The sequence below is a fragment of the Paenibacillus sp. LS-5 genome (genome assembly GCF_056121505.1).
This window is the reverse complement of record NZ_JBWAVA010000004.1, coordinates 171072-187152: the sequence shown is the minus strand read 5'-3', so window position 1 is coordinate 187152 and position 16081 is coordinate 171072. Positions and strand designations below refer to the sequence as shown.

12 protein-coding genes are annotated in these 16081 nt (G+C 49.5%); all 12 read left to right on the top strand.

The window, feature by feature from the left end; translation table 11 throughout:
• The first annotated feature begins 27 nt into the window (after window positions 1-27).
• The 12 genes from AC0MA3_RS08445 to AC0MA3_RS08390 all read left to right on the top strand — a co-directional run bounded on the left by AC0MA3_RS08445 (window position 28) and on the right by AC0MA3_RS08390 (window position 15953).
• A complete protein-coding gene (locus AC0MA3_RS08445; RefSeq protein ID WP_474655844.1) occupies window positions 28-888 on the top strand; it encodes a 3D domain-containing protein in 861 nt (286 codons plus the stop codon).
• Window positions 889-1054: 166 nt separating this feature from the next.
• Window positions 1055-1192: a hypothetical protein gene (locus tag AC0MA3_RS08440; protein WP_178382567.1), complete on the top strand. Its 138-nt coding sequence runs from the start codon at window positions 1055-1057 to the stop codon at window positions 1190-1192.
• 233 nt (window positions 1193-1425) lie between these two features.
• A complete protein-coding gene (liaF, locus tag AC0MA3_RS08435) occupies window positions 1426-2505 on the top strand; it encodes a cell wall-active antibiotics response protein LiaF (RefSeq protein ID WP_474655843.1) in 1080 nt (359 codons plus the stop codon).
• A gap of 2 nt (window positions 2506-2507) precedes the next feature.
• On the top strand, window positions 2508-3563 hold the full coding sequence (locus AC0MA3_RS08430) for a HAMP domain-containing sensor histidine kinase (RefSeq protein WP_379160537.1): 1056 nt from the start codon (window positions 2508-2510) through the stop codon (window positions 3561-3563).
• Between the two features lie 79 nt (window positions 3564-3642).
• Window positions 3643-4296 carry a response regulator gene (locus AC0MA3_RS08425; RefSeq protein WP_474655842.1) on the top strand — a complete coding sequence of 218 codons (654 nt, stop codon included), beginning with the start codon at window positions 3643-3645 and terminating at the stop codon, window positions 4294-4296.
• A gap of 314 nt (window positions 4297-4610) precedes the next feature.
• Entirely contained in the window at window positions 4611-6296 is a 1686-nt protein-coding gene (locus AC0MA3_RS08420; protein ID WP_474655841.1) for a S1C family serine protease, read from the top strand.
• Between the two features lie 124 nt (window positions 6297-6420).
• Window positions 6421-7107 (top strand): response regulator transcription factor, encoded by a 687-nt coding sequence (locus tag AC0MA3_RS08415; RefSeq protein WP_219221090.1) that lies wholly within the window; start codon window positions 6421-6423, stop codon window positions 7105-7107.
• A gap of 1 nt (window position 7108) precedes the next feature.
• Complete coding sequence (locus AC0MA3_RS08410) at window positions 7109-8557, top strand: sensor histidine kinase (protein ID WP_379160549.1); 1449 nt, start codon at window positions 7109-7111, stop codon at window positions 8555-8557.
• 59 nt (window positions 8558-8616) lie between these two features.
• Window positions 8617-9573 (top strand): 4-hydroxy-3-methylbut-2-enyl diphosphate reductase, encoded by a 957-nt coding sequence (locus AC0MA3_RS08405; RefSeq protein ID WP_474655840.1) that lies wholly within the window; start codon window positions 8617-8619, stop codon window positions 9571-9573.
• 305 nt (window positions 9574-9878) lie between these two features.
• Window positions 9879-10925: a 3-deoxy-7-phosphoheptulonate synthase gene (aroF, locus tag AC0MA3_RS08400; RefSeq protein WP_474655839.1), complete on the top strand. Its 1047-nt coding sequence runs from the start codon at window positions 9879-9881 to the stop codon at window positions 10923-10925.
• A 282-nt stretch (window positions 10926-11207) separates the two neighbouring features.
• Window positions 11208-12632 carry a type I glutamate--ammonia ligase gene (gene glnA, locus AC0MA3_RS08395; protein ID WP_379160558.1) on the top strand — a complete coding sequence of 475 codons (1425 nt, stop codon included), beginning with the start codon at window positions 11208-11210 and terminating at the stop codon, window positions 12630-12632.
• A 585-nt stretch (window positions 12633-13217) separates the two neighbouring features.
• Complete coding sequence (locus AC0MA3_RS08390; RefSeq protein ID WP_474655838.1) at window positions 13218-15953, top strand: GH36-type glycosyl hydrolase domain-containing protein; 2736 nt, start codon at window positions 13218-13220, stop codon at window positions 15951-15953.
• Window positions 15954-16081: the final 128 nt, after the last annotated feature.

The following is a 16081-nucleotide window of genomic DNA, read 5'->3' as shown; positions in this document are numbered from 1 at the left end:
CTTCGCTAATAGGGGGAGGTTTAACTAATGAACAAAATGGGCTTATGCCAGAGGTTTTGGTGTCTTTTCGTCACTATTGTGCTGCTGCTGACTGCTGCCGGGGTCTATCCTGATTTTGGACGCAAGCCAGTGAAAGCTAACGGGGCGGAAGACACTGCAGACCAGTTAAGTAACAACTTACACCAGTCAGTCGATTCGCAACATACCAAAGATATTCTGCAGTTCAGCAGTGTCAGCAGGAACACCCGTCCGGAAGTGTTGTCAGTGGGTCAAGCTGCACTATATGATCAAGGAGAATCTGTCTCCAGAGGGGTATCCCGTTCTGAAGCGCTCGCACAGTCCGGCAAGCCGGAAGCCACTCAGAATCCAAAACATACAGCTGCACCTCAAGCAACCAAACCACCGGGTAATGCAGCAGCCAAGCCTCTGGAAAGTGTCCAGGTAGCGGCACCGGCGCCGGAACAGATTATCACCTCATTAAAGGTTACAGCCACAGGTTACACAGCAGGGTTTGAATCTACAGGCAAAACAGCAAAGCATCCGCAGTACGGGATCACGTATTCAGGTGTTAAAGTGCGCCGGGACAAGAATGCTGTATCGACCATTGCCGCTGATCCCAAGGTGATTCCGCTTGGCAGTGTTTTGTATATTCCCGGCTATGGCTACGCGATTGTGGCAGATACCGGTTCGGCGATCAAGGGCCGGAAGATTGATCTTTATTTTTCCACTACCAAACAGGTGTATAAGGAATGGGGTAAAAAAACGGTAGTCGTGCAGCTCATTAAGCGGGGGAACGGAAGATGTACCGAGAACATGCTGAAGAGCCTGGGCAAGGCTATCCAAACCTACAATGCCATTCCACAGGATCTTCTTGAGGAAGTCATCTAGGTTTGCCCTATTCATTGGCAGTATGAAGTTTATTTCACATAAGCATGCATAATAAGGTCCCGCCTTTCCCATAATACGGACTGGGGCAGAATTCACAGCCTCTTTCGTAAGATTCTCTGGTGTGCTCTGGTATCAGACTGCATAAGAGACAAGGGAGGTGATTTCCGTGGCCAATTCTAAAAAACCAAAGGTTCAAGAAAACTATAAAACACCTAATGAAAAATACAATGCTGAGTTTGCTGTAGAAAATGACGGCGCATCCAAGCAGAGTATTGCAAAACCGGTTCAAAAACCGCAGCAATAATGCTGTAGTTCCAGATGATCAATCACCGGCTGTCCCGTTTTCGTTCAGTTTCTGAGCGGCAGGGCAGTCTTTTTTTTGTGTGGACAGAGTTTTACTGTTATTTCCATGCGCCTCGGTCCCGAGGCTGAGTCAAGTTTCCTTCTCCCGGCGCTGTTCTACGGCTGCTTGTTCCTGTAGACTAAGGCTATAAGAATGAATGAGTAAGCTACACCAATATAAAGGGGAAATGAAGGATGAAAAGACGGTTCACCAGCCAGATCCTCGGGGGCTTGATCCTGATAGGTCTGGGAGGAATGTTTCTTCTACGGCAGATGGGATATACCGATTTCAGTATAGGTTCCCTTTTTGCTGATTATTGGCCGGTTATTCTCATCATAATGGGAATGCAGAATTTTCTGTCTACGAATGAGCGCGGCTCCAAGGGTTCATCTGCTTTTTGGGGGTTCCTCTACCTGGCACTTGGGGTTTATTTTCTGGGGCGCAATCTGGATTGGTTTGAGGTTTCTGCCGGTGATTTCTTCAAATTACTGATTCCCGTGATGCTGATCGGTGGAGGATTATACGTGATCTTCAAGCCCCGGGATCATACTCCGCCAGTACCTCCGTCACCGCCAGCACCGCCACCTTTCTATCCTCCGGGACCTGGAGCAGGTTCTCTGGATGCCGAACCTCCCAAGCCCCTCGAATCCACGCTGGATGAGCAGTTCGAACAGAAATTCGGCAAGCCTGAAGGGCAACGGGATTGGAATGAGTACCTTCATAAGGATGAAGAGGAAGATGAGGATGAAACCGGGCATTTTCACTCCGCTGCAGACTCACGCTGGCAGGAGAAGCACGAACGGCATGAACGCAGACGGCAGGAGCGCAGGGACCGCCACGCCCGCCGGCATGGCGAATGGCATGAAGAGTTCCATGGTGCCGGTGAACATAAGGATTCGACGAACCGGTCTGCTTTTATCGGGGATGTTCATATGGGTAAGGATCACTTTCAGTTGAAAAATACAAATATTTCGCAGTTCATTGGCGACACCGTCCTGGATCTTACCAACGCACAGATTCCCTACGGAGAGACGAAGATCAATATCTCTGCTTTTGTAGGCGATATCAAGGTGTATATACCGGAAGATATGAACCTGGGAGTTAAGGTGAACAGCAGTTCTTTTATCGGAGACATGCAGGTGCTGGAGCAGTCGCGCAGCGGATTCATGAGTAGTGTCCAATGTACCACACCGTATTATAAGGAAGCCGGCAAAAAAATCCGCATTAATGTCAGTGCCTTCATTGGCGACATTAAAATTAAAACGGTGGGGTAAGCATGGGGAAATTATTAAGCAATACCAAATGGATGCTGCTGGTGTATTTTCTGCTTAGTGGAGGGGTAACCGCCGGACTTATGTATGCCGGGACATGCCTGGGCTATATCAAGGTTCAAGATTATCGCATGTGGCTGTATCTTTGTGTGGGGATCGTGCTGTTCACTGTAGTTGTGGGGTATATGGCCGGCCAGCGGATTCAGCGGCGGATTGACCTTTTAGACCTGAATATGCTGCAGGTGGCCAAAGGGAACCTTTCGGTACGGATGCCCGAGAGCGATGACCAGTCCTTTGCCAGGGTATATCACGAGTTCAACATGATGATGGATACTGTGGAGAACAAGATGCAGCTGCTGCAGCGGTTGGGTGAGCAGGAAGTGATTGAAAAGGAAAAGGCAGCGGAGAGCGCGGTGCTTGAAGAGCGGAGGCGTATGGCACGGGATCTGCATGATACCGTAAGCCAGCAGCTGTTTGCGATTCATATGTCCGCTTCTTCGCTGCCTAAAGTGCTGGAGCGGAGTGCAGAGCATGGCAGAACTGTAATGGATCAGCTGATTACCATGTCCCAAATGGCGCAGAAGCAGATGAGAGCCTTGATTGCGCAGCTTCGGCCGGTCGAACTGGAGGGGCGGAATCTGTTCGAGGCGCTGGAGAAATGGTTCCCGGATTATTGCCGTCAGAATGGGCTTAAAGGCGTGAAAGAGCTTGAACTGCAAGGAGAGCTGTCCGAAGCCATTGAGCATCAGCTGTTCCTGATTATCCAGGAATCGATGGCGAACATTGTTAAGCATGCGGGAGCACGGCTCGTCAGCCTGTCGCTGCGTGAAGTGCCGAGACAAGTAGTGCTCAGCATCAGCGATGACGGACAAGGCTTTGAACATGTTCAGCATAAGCAGGGTTCCTATGGACTTACAACGATGCGTGAACGCGCGGAGAAGCTCGGCGGGCAGGTGGAGATTATCAGCCGCAAGGGAGCGGGTACTACGATCCGTGTACATATACCAAAATTTGTTCAGGGTAACCCGGAGCTGGATAATGCCGGCGCTGCTGAGAACTGATACACCAGGCGAAAGCTTAAGATACTGCTTATACTGCATGCAGGAGGTTAAGCTCCAACATACTCTGAGGAGGATAAATATGAGTGTTATAAAAGTTCTGCTTGTAGATGATCATGACATGGTTCGGATGGGCCTCAAAACATATCTGATGCTGGACCCGATGTTTGAGGTTATCGGAGAGGCGGCAAATGGACAGGAAGCGCTGCAAACGCTCCGGAGCTGGGGGAAGGATGCACTTCCTGACCTGGTTCTGATGGACCTGATGATGCCGGTGATGAACGGTGCGGAGACCACACGTGCGGTATTGGCTGAATTTCCGGGTCTCAAAATCGTGATTCTCACCAGCTTCCTGGAGGATGATCTTGTTGTAGATGCCATTGAAGCCGGTGCCGTCAGCTATGTGCTCAAAACGGTCTCGGCTGAGGAGCTGATCTACGCGCTTCAAGGCGCGTTCCGCGGCATGCCGGTTATGACAGGTGATGTATCCCAGGCACTTACCCGCGGCATCCGCCAGCGAATGGTTCAAGGAGACTCTTCCGGCCTTACCGAACGGGAGAAGGAAGTGCTGCTTCTCATTGCCGAAGGCAAGACCAATAAGGATATCGGCGAGGAACTGCATATTAGCATCAAAACTGTAAAGACCCATGTCAGCAACCTGCTGATGAAATGTGAGCTGGATGACCGAACCCAGCTGGCAATTTATGCTCACCGCAAGGGCTGGGCGCAGGCATAAGGAGAGAGGACGCCCTGCGTTTGCTCGTGTTCTTTTGGTGGCAGTGTGTGTTACCTTTTAACTGCAATATTAATTTCTTCCCTTTAGTAGTTTCTGGCCCGGCGCGTTCTGTGCGCTCGGGCCTATTTTCGTTTCTAGACGCGAACAACTTAGCAAGGCCTATTCTCTGCTCTCCTGCAGGGCACTAGGGTCAACCACTTTTTATCTCCGCTTAAATTGTTTTTAATGTGACCTTAAGGTTTAAAGTACAAAATAAGACCAAGAAAACAAATTAATCCTTGCCTGATGCGCAAGGTGCGGGAGGAAAGAATAACATGGACGATAACAAAAACAACTATGATCGTGACAACAACCTTAATCGTGATAATGATCTGTCTCCGGAGCGGGAATGGGATAGCAACAACAGCGACAATGTAAACAGCAATGATAGCGTAAATAACAATAATAATAACACTCCGGAATCCGGATCTTCCTACTACTATTCTTACGGTCCTTTTCAATCTTTGAACAAAGATGAGAAGAATCCGGAAGACCCTCAGCATTATAACCGCCGGGAACCGGAACGTGTAGAGATTAATCCTCCGCAGCCGATCAGACCGGTGCCTTACAGCACTTCACTCCGTACAACCGGAGACGGCAACGGCTCGCGGGGCGGTAATGGAGCAGACGGAGGCAACGGCTGGCAGTACAACCGCAAAACCAAGAAACCTGTAAAAGCGGTGCTGGTCTCTTTTCTGGCCGGAATGGTTGTTCTCTCAGGCTCGATGTTCATGGCGGATCGCGGTAACTGGTTTACAGGAGATCAGATAACGACAGCGGCTGTATCTAACACTGCGGCCAAGACGGCTAATGGTAGCGCAAATGTTGCACCGGCAACTACCACAACGTCGCTGCTGACAGGAACAACGGATGCTTCCAAAGTAGTTGATACCGTAGGGCCGGCAGTTGTCAAGATTGAGACTTTAGTGAAAACCAACGCTGGTAGAAATTCCACCAATCCGAATATGAGTGATCCGTTCTCGCAGTTTTTCTTCGGTGATCAATTCGGAAGCAACGGCTCTTCCCGTTCAGATTCAGGATCGAATTCAGGATCAAATTCAGGGTCGAATTCTTCCCAGCTTACGCCGTATGGAATCGGTACAGGTTTTATCTATGATGCGGCCGGGTATATCTTGACCAACCAGCATGTGGTTGACAATGCCGATGTGATTCAGGTAACTGTTGACGGCAATACTAAACCATATGAAGCCAAATTGCTCGGTGTCAGCAAAGATCTGGACCTGGCTGTTCTGAAGATTGAAGGAAGCAACTTCCCGACTGTAGAGCTTGGCGATTCAGACAGCATCAAGGTCGGTTCTGAAGTAGTCGCTATCGGTAATCCGCAGGGCTTCGACCATACAGTTACTGCAGGTGTGCTCAGCGCCAAAGACCGCAGTATTGATATCAATGAAGAAGACGGAAGCGGCACCCGCAATTATAAAAACCTGCTGCAGACGGATGCCTCTATCAACCCTGGTAACTCCGGCGGTCCATTGCTCAATCTGAATGGTCAGGTTATCGGAATGAACGTAGCCGTTAGCACAGATTCACAAGGGATCGGTTTCGCTATTGCGGTGAATACCATCAAAGAGGTTGTAGACAAACTCGAAGCCAACCAGGAAATTCCTAAAGAGCCGGTTCCATTTATTGGTGCTTCGCTGATGACCATTACTGATGAAGTAGCCAAACAGATGGGTACGGATATCAAAGAAGGTTCTGTCGTAGCCGACATTATCTTTAAATCGCCAGCCTATACTGCTGATCTGCGCCCATACGATATCATAACCGGTGTGAACGGAAAGAAATATGCAACCAGCCAGGATCTGATTACCTACATCCAGACGCTCAAAGTAGGAGACAAAATCACACTCGATGTCGTTCGCGACGGCAAAACACTGGAACTTTCCGTAACGATTGGCAACAAAAATGACTTCAACACTACTCAGACTCAGCAGCAGTAACAGACACCGGACGGTGAAGTGCACAGCGGAAGGGGAGACCCTTCCGCTTTTGCTGCACTGGCTGAGAAACCATGCAATCATGTTACAATAGAGATATACGATTTGGACAATGGGGGCTGTTTGGATGCGACCGAATATTTTGATTATTGATGATGATGAAAAAATTATTTCTATGCTGCGCCGGGGACTTGCCTTTGAAGGGTATGACGTAAAGACGGCTACAAATGGGGCCGATGGCTTGCGCGCTGTTCTGAACAGTGATCCAGACGTGGTAGTGCTGGATGTCATGATGCCTCAGGTAGATGGTTTCGAGGTATGCAGACGTCTGCGGGAGGGTGGCAGTACGGTTCCGGTACTCATGCTCACAGCAAAAGATGAAATTGAGCACAGGGTAAAAGGGCTGGATCTGGGAGCGGACGATTATCTGGTCAAACCGTTTGCGCTGGAGGAGCTGCTTGCCCGTGTACGCGCATTACTGCGGCGTAAGAGCGAGCAGGGCGGAGGTTCGGATCAGGCAGTCTCCTACGAAGATATTACCCTGGATGTGGATTCGCGTGAGGTAACCCGCGGGGGCAAACGTCTGGAGCTGACCGCAAAAGAGTTCGAGCTGCTGCATCTGTTCATGCAGAATCCAAAACGGGTGCTGTCCCGTGATCTGATCATGGATAAAATCTGGGGCTATGATTATAGCGGGGAATCCAATGTGCTTGAAGTGTATATTGCCATGCTTCGCCAGAAAACCGAGGAGCACGGCGGCAAAAGACTGATTCAGACGATCCGGGGAGCCGGTTACATCCTAAGAGGTGACTAATATGTCGATACGATTGCGGCTGACTGCCTGGTATTCAGGGATTCTGGCCGTTATGCTGCTGGCCTTATCAGCCGCAATTTACGGATTTGTCTATTTTAATACGTATGGTGATTTGAAGGACCGGCTTACCCATCAGGCACAGCAAGTAAGCCTCAAGCTGGGAATTAACTACGATGGCACATTACAGCAAGTGCTTGGCGGTCCTGCAGGTCAAAGCCTGTTTGCCCAAATGTATATTTATGATCTGGAAAAGATGATCTCCAGTCCAAATATGTCTGAGATCAATCTTGAATTTAAGGTTCCGGCACAGGAAGTTGTTATGAAGCAGCAAGGATTTTCGCAAGCCTATTACAATGGAAACCCCTTTCTGATCTACCAGCAGCCCATTGAAGTCTCCAGTTCTAACAGCAGTCATTCGGCTGTGCTTCAAGTTGCGGTTTATACAGGAGAGCAAGTGTCATTGCTGAACAGGCTGAAGAACATCCTGATTGTCGGCTCTTTTGCCACCTTGATTGCAGCCTTCACCTTCGGCTTGTTCCTTGCACGCAAAGCGATGAGCCCGATCGGCAAGGTCATTGAGGCGGCCAATGGGATTCAGACAGGGACCGACCTGAGCTCACGTATTGTATATGACGGGCCGCAGGACGAGATTGGACGGCTGATTCAGACGGTCAACAGCATGCTCGGGCGGATGGAGGGTTTTTATACGGAGCTGGAGGATTCTTATGCCACTCAGCGCCGTTTTGTATCCGATGCATCACATGAGCTCCGGACACCGCTGACAACGATACGGGGGAATATCGACCTTCTGCAAAAAATATGGGAAATGAATCCCGAGGAAAGCCGGATGACGGACGCTGAGGTCCGCCAGCTATCGCTTGAATCGGTGAAGGATATCGCGGATGAATCCAAACGTATGAGCCGCCTGGTGGCCGACATGCTGTCGCTCGCCCGGGCAGATACAGGCCGGACGTTTGATATTGAGCCTGTAGCGCTGGAGCCAATGATGACAGAAGTGGCCCGCAGAGCAGCCTTCCTGCCACGGCAGGCCGAATGGACCGTTGGGGATCTCAGCCAGTTGAATGGCAAATATATTGTCGGCAACAAAGACTATCTGCAGCAGATGATGTTTATTTTTATTGATAATGCCTTCAAGTACACTCCATCGGGTGAGGTCACGCTGGATGCCGTATTTTATCAGAATCAGGTGGGTATTCGCATTACAGATACAGGGATTGGTATGGATAAAGACGAGATTCCGCATATATTCGACCGTTTTTACCGTGCGGATGAATCGCGGGGGATTACGGAAGGAATCGGTCTCGGCTTGTCGATTGCCAAATGGATTATTGATGAGCATGGGGGTTCGGTAGAAGTGGTTACGCGTCAGGGCGAGGGTACGACTTTTGTGATCTGGCTACCGCTGCTCTTTGCTCCCCCGCTGGAATAGGGTATAATTAGGCAGGTCCTATTACAGCAGTTCAACGACAGCAGAAAGCCGGTGAATATATGGAAGTCATCAAAATTTCTCCCCGGGGTTATTGCTATGGCGTCGTCGATGCCATGGTTATGGCACGGCAGGCCGCGCAAAATCTTGATTTGCCCCGGCCGATTTATATACTTGGCATGATTGTGCATAACAGCCATGTCACCAACTCGTTCGAGGACGATGGAATCATTACACTAGACGGACATAACCGTCTGGATATTTTGGATAAAGTAGACAGTGGCACGGTGATTTTCACTGCCCATGGCGTATCGCCGGAAGTACGCCGCCTGGCCCGGGCCAAAGGTTTGACCACAGTGGATGCTACCTGCCCGGATGTGACAAAGACTCATGATCTTATCAAGGAAAAGGTAGAAGAAGGCTGCGAGATTATCTATATCGGCAAAAAAGGTCACCCCGAGCCGGAAGGCGCCGTGGGTATTGCACCTGAGCATGTCCATCTGATCGAGAAGGAGGAGGACATCTCCAGCCTGTCGATCTCTTCTTCCCGTATCGTGATTACGAACCAGACCACCATGAGTCAATGGGATATCAAGCACATCATGAAAAAACTGCTGGAGACCTTCCCCGGAGCTGAGGTGCACAACGAGATCTGCATGGCAACCCAGGTACGCCAGGAAGCTGTGGCTGAACAGGCCGGACAATGTGAGCTCGTCATCGTTGTGGGCGATCCTCGCAGCAACAACTCTAACCGCCTGGCCCAGGTGTCAGAAGAGATTGCCGGTGTGCCTGCACACCGGATTTCCGATTTGTCAGAGCTGAAGACGGAATGGCTGCAGGGGATTACCAAGGTAGGAGTAACCTCTGGTGCTTCTACACCTACGCCAATTACCAAAGAAGTCATCAGTTACCTCGAGCAGTACGACCCTGAACTTCCTGAGACATGGGAGATCAAACGTACTGTGAATATGGCGAAGCTATTGCCGCCTGTGAAGAACAAGAGCGCAAGCGCGACCTGAACTAATGATATTCTGATGGACTTATACCGTTTGCAGAGAGCACGCAACTTCCATTTTTGGGGGATGCGTGCTCTTTTCTGTGGCTATAACTCCCTGCGAACCCATAAGTTACCTCAGGGAATTAGAGGAAACCAGCCATAATATGGACACAGTCCCGAGGATATAGCAGATTACGGATTGACTAATGCAGGGGAATACGTTAAAATTGCTTTAGTGCTTAAAAGCGTACACGCGTCGTAGCGAAATAGTATATTCTTTTTCTTAAAGTCTAATTCAGTATATTTGTCCAAAAGGGGAGCTATAATATGATCGTCATCACATCCAATCAAACACCACAGGAACAGGTCAACGAGATTATTGCCGTCATTGAAAAAGAAGGCCTTCAAGTCCATCTCTCACGCGGTGCAGATCATACCGTTATCGGCCTCATAGGCGGAGTTACACCTATGCTTGCAGAGCATCTGCGTCAGATGAAAGGCGTCGAGAACGTGGTGAAGATCTCCAAGTCCTATAAACTGGCCAGCCGTGACTTCCATCCCGAAGATACGGTGATTGATATCCGTGGAGTGAAGATCGGCGGTGAGAATCTGGTCATCATGGGGGGGCCCTGCGCCGTGGAATCTCCTGAACAGATCGATGAAATCGCCCGGCTGGTCAAAGCTTCCGGGGGCCAGGTACTGCGCGGCGGAGCATTCAAACCTCGCACGGGTCCATACAGCTTCCAGGGTGTAGGTGTGGAAGGTCTTACGATGATGGCGGAAGCCGGCAAACGCCATGGTCTGTTGACCATCACCGAGGTAATGACACCGGAGTATGTTGATATTTGTGCGGAGCATGCGGATATTCTGCAGGTAGGCACACGCAACATGCAGAACTTTGACTTGCTGCGCAAGCTGGGTACCTGCGGGCGGCCTGTGCTGCTCAAGCGCGGCTTCAGCGCGACTTACGATGAGTTCTTGAATGCGGCTGAATACATCCTTGCCGGTGGCAATCGTGATGTCATGCTCTGCGAACGCGGTATCCGCACATTCGAGACGTACACACGCAATACGCTTGATCTGTCAGCTATTCCTGTGCTCCAGAACCTGAGCCACCTTCCAGTCATTTCCGATCCGAGTCATGGTACGGGACGGCGTGAGCTGGTTGAGCCTATGGCCAAAGCTTCGGTTGCTGCTGGGGCTAACGGACTGATTATTGAGATGCATACCGATCCGGACAATTCTATGACGGGAGATGGAGTGCAATCTCTGTTCCCTGAGCAATTTGACAAGTTGCTGAGAGATTTAGAGAAGCTGGCGCCGCTTGTGGGACGCAAGTTCTCCAATTCTCTGGAGGCGGCTCCCGCCCTTTAACATTACCGCTGCATACGATGTCTATCAGTCCTCCATCCTGCTTATGGGCGGGGTAAGAGGACTGTTTTTGCATATAGCGGAGTGAATGTAACATGTGAATGGACACGATGTGCATTTTTCACCAAAGCGTCAGAATATCTTACATTGTCTCAAGAAATACCTGACATAAGCATTGACGATGTTAGGTCTGAGATTTATAATGACGACAGTAAAAAATTAAAAACAAGAACATTTTGATACTGTGAGCGGCCTAATGTTCGGAACTTGGGGAGGAATAAATTCATGTCGGTTGAAAAAGTGTTGCAGACGATCAAAGAGAACAATATCGAATGGGTGGATTTTCGTTTTGTAGATTTGGGTGGACGCGCCCATCATATCTCACTGCCAGCTTCTGCGGTTGAAGAAGAAACATTTGAGAATGGTGTAGCATTTGATGGTTCTTCCATTGCTGGTTTCCGTGGAATTGAAGAATCAGATATGGTCATGATGCCTGATCCAAGCACTACATATATCGACCCTTTTACAGCTCACCCAACGCTTAATATCATGTGCGACATTTTCACACCTGATGGCGAACGTTATGAGCGCGACCCGCGCGGTATCGCAGTAAAAGCAGAAGAGTTCCTGCAAGCAAGCGGTGTAGGTACAGCAGCATTCTTCGCACCTGAATCCGAATTCTTCATCTTTGATGATGTTCGTTATGAGAGCGGAATGAACAGCTCCTCCTTCTTTGTAGATTCGGAAGAAGCGGCATGGAACACCAACCGTAAAGACGAAGGCGGCAACATGGCATTCAAAGTAGGCGTTAAAGGCGGTTACGTGCCGGTTGCACCAGTGGATTCCCAACAGGACATCCGTAGTGAAATGTGCCGTTTGCTTGGTGAAGCAGGCCTTGAAATCGAACGCCATCACCATGAAGTAGCCACTGCAGGCCAAGCGGAAATCAACTTCCGGTTTGACACCCTGAAGAAAACAGCTGATAATCTCCTGACTTACAAATACATTGTGCAAAACACTGCACGCCAATACGGAAAAGTAGCGACTTTCATGCCAAAACCGCTGTTCGGCGATAATGGTAGCGGTATGCACGTTCACCAATCCATCTTTAACGGCGATTCTCCTTTGTTCTACGAAAAAGGCGCTTATGCCAACCTGAGTGAAATGGCTTTGCATTACATCGGCGGTATCCTGTATCATGCTCCGGCATTGATCGCGCTGACTAACCCAAGCACCAATTCGTTCAAACGTCTGGTTCCTGGTTATGAAGCACCGGTTAACCTGGTATATTCCAAAGGTAACCGTTCCGCTGCAGTCCGTATCCCGGTAGCTGCTGTGACACCTAAGGGCTGTCGCATCGAGTTCCGCACACCGGATTCCACAGCTAACCCTTACCTGGCTTTCTCGGCAATGCTGATGGCTGGTCTGGACGGAATCAAGAAGAAGATTAACCCTGAAGAAATGGGTTACGGTCCACTGGACAAGAACATCTACGAATTGTCCGATGAAGACAAGAAGCAGATTCGCAGCGTTCCTGGTACACTAGAGGAAGCATTGGATGCCCTGGAAGCTGACTTCGAATTCCTTACAGAAGGCGGCGTATTCACTAAGGACTTCATCGATAACTACATCTCTCTGAAACGTGGAGAAGCTCAAGCGGTTGCCATTCGTGTTCATCCGCATGAATACTCCCTGTACTTTGATGTATAAGATCGTCTGACCCATATTTAAGCAAGAAGCCTCCGGGAAACCGGGGGCTTTTTCTATTGCTTCTGTTGGGATTAGTAAATGGATGGAGCGGCAGGAAACCAGCCATTAGAGTGTGGGAATGCATGTATGATGCGAGTGTGACGGTGCTGGCTGCCTCTCTAATGGCTTTACAGCGGCGCAGTGTTGCATTTATGAAGCGAGAGCTTTGAAGCTGTTGTGAGGGCATCTGAGACGTATGGATTCACATTGGATTGATACGAAAATTTTCGATAATATCATCCGGAAAGACCATTGATTTATTTCAAATATTTATGGTTGCGTTTGCAAAGGAGTAATTTGCTTACTTATCTGGCGGAAATATAAATTTATCAATGAATAATTAGTTCTTTTTAGATTATGATTGGTCAATTTCGAAAATGGTTTCGTAAATAATGTGACCGGATTTTTTTCGATAAATGCTGTTTATATAGGGTTTATATGATGAAGGTTAATGATAAAGAAAAAACTTTACAAAGAAATCCCGCGATGTAATAATAAAAATCGAAACCGGTTTCTGTATTATGGGCGGTAGAAAGGATGATATTAGTGAATCACAAGAGAGCGGGATGGACTTTTACCGGAAATAATGGGAATTTCAGTCTGAGACAGCCAGACCGGAGCAGCTTCTTATATTTTCCTCTGGTGAATGAGGGGGGCATGATGTCTTCAGTAAGCCCTAAGCTTCACGGTCAGGTGACTTCGGGTCACAATACCTTTTTGACACCTCCCCTGTCGGTGGAGGATCTGCATAACTCACGGGCTTCCCGTAATTTCTGGGTGTATGTAGAAGGTAAAGGCGCCTGGTCCGCAGCAGGGAACTCCGCCCGGCAAAATGCCAAGATGTATGGGGATGAAGCTGACGAAGCACTGTTAGAAGCTGGATTGCTATGGCACCGTGTAACCCGCGAGAGCCGGGAGTTAGGGATCAAGGCAGAGATCACCAGTTACGTACCGGCGGGTGGTGATAAGGTTGAGCTTATGAAGGTGGTGCTCACTAACTCTTCTCTAGAGGAAATAACAATTACGCCGACAGCGGCGGTTCCGTTGTATGCGCGTTCAGCGGATGATCTGCGCGACCATCGTCATGTCACTTCATTGCTGAACCGGATTTATATTTCTGAGCATGGTATTGAAGTACAGCCTGCTTTATCATTTGATGAGCGTGGACACAAGGTTAACCATACCACTTATGGAGTGTTTGGGACCTCAGAAGGCGGAGAGCAACCTGTTGGTTTCTTTCCTGTGCAGGAGGAATTCATCGGTGAAGGCGGCAGTCTGGATTGGCCGGAAGCAGTGGTGTTGAATCTGGAGCCGCAAGTTGGAGCAGGTGGAGGCGAACGTAAGGAGGGCTACGAAGCGCTTGGTGGTCTGAGGTTTGCCACAGTAGCTTTACAGCCAGGTCAGAGTATTAGTTATGTGGTTCTGCTAGCAATTGGGAGTGACAGAATCGATGTGTCAGCATTGATGGACAAATACGGTTCACCCCATGCTTTTGATCAATGGCTTCAGGAGAACCAATCGTTCTGGGCTAATAAGGTGAATACAGTGGAGTTCCACACCAGCGATCCGGATGCCGATCAGTGGATGAAATGGGTCACGCTGCAGCCGGTGCTCCGCAGACTGTATGGCAACTCCTTTTTACCGTATCATGACTACGGGCGGGGTGGCAGAGGTTGGCGTGATCTCTGGCAAGACTGCCTGGCGCTGCTGATCATGGAACCGGCGGATGTCCGCAGTCTGTTGCTGAATAATTATGCAGGTGTGAGAATTGACGGCAGCAATGCGACGATTATCGGACAGCAGCCAGGTGAGTTCCTTGCCGACCGTAACAATATTCCGCGCGTATGGATGGACCACGGGGCTTGGCCATTCCTCACAACTATGCTGTATCTGGATCAAAGCGGTGATCTGGATTTCTTGTTTGAGCAGCAGAGCTATTTCCGTGATTCTTTCATGGCCCGCTGCAGGGAGCGCGATGCATCTTGGGAACCTTCCACAGGCAGCACGCTTCGGACCGTAGATGGTGAGCAATATTCAGGGACGATCCTGGAGCATATCCTGCTGCAGAATCTGGTGCCTTTCTTCAATGTGGGCGAACATAACAATATTCTGCTGGAAGGTGCGGACTGGAATGATGGTCTGGACATGGCTGCACAGCGTGGTGAAAGTGTTACCTTCACGTCCTTCTATGCCAGCAATCTTCTGGATCTCTCCCATTTGCTGCGTACGCTGAAAGAGCGTAAAGGGCTTGAAGTAGTGGAAATGGCAGAAGAAATTACGCTGCTGCTGGATTCATTGTATGAAGCGGTGGATTATGAGTCTGTATCTGCCAAACAGGCACTCCTCGACCGGTATTATGCTGCAGCACCAAATAAGGTGAGCGGAAGACAAGTCAAGCTTGCTGCGGACAATGTAGCGGATGATCTGGCTCATAAAGCGGAGTGGATCTTTGAACATCTGCGTCAGAGCGAGTGGGTACAGAGCGCACAAGGAGACGGCTGGTTCAACGGTTATTATAATAATGACGGGGAACGTGTGGAGGGCGAATTCGAAGACCATGTCCGAATGACGCTTACCGGCCAGGTGTTTCCGCTTCTCGGCCATGCCGCCTCTGCGGAGCAGATTCCGCAGATCATCACAGCGGTGGAGCGCAATCTGTATGATGAGAAAATCGGGTACCGGCTGAATTCGAACTTTGGCGGTATTCAACAGAATTTGGGCCGTGCGTTCGGATTTGCCTTTGGACATAAAGAGAACGGCGCTATGTTCAGTCATATGACTGTGATGTATGCGAATGCACTATATAAGCGCGGCTATGTAAAAGAAGGGCGCAAGGTACTGGATTCACTATACAGCCTTAGTGCCAATTTTGAACTCAGCCGGATGTACCCCGGTATTCCTGAGTACATTAATGAACAGGGAAGAGGCATGTACACCTATTTAACCGGTTCCGCAAGCTGGATGCTGCTGACTATGGTGACGGAGGTGTTCGGGGTCAAAGGTCAAGTGGGCGATCTGCTGCTTCAGCCGAAGCTGATGAAGGAGCAGTTCGACCTGGAAGGCCAAGCGTCGCTGAAGACAATTTTTGCGGAACGTCTGCTTGAGGTCGTCTACGTGTCTCTAAGCAGTGCGGATTACGGAGCATATCAAATACAGTCCGTTAAGCTTAATGGTGCTGAGGTGACGCTTCAGCGCGTCTCAGAGGGTGTTGTAATTCCCCGCGGAGAGCTGACGGCTTTGTCTGAAGGAGAGGTTCATCTGCTTAGGGTGGAACTGATCTAACTGAAGAATAGATAAGAGGAGCGTCAGCTTACCCGGATATACGGCGGCGGACGCTTTTTTTCTGAATGCACAGACGTGTGGCGGTATACGTAACCGCAATAGTGCGGCGTTAAGATGAATGTTATGGT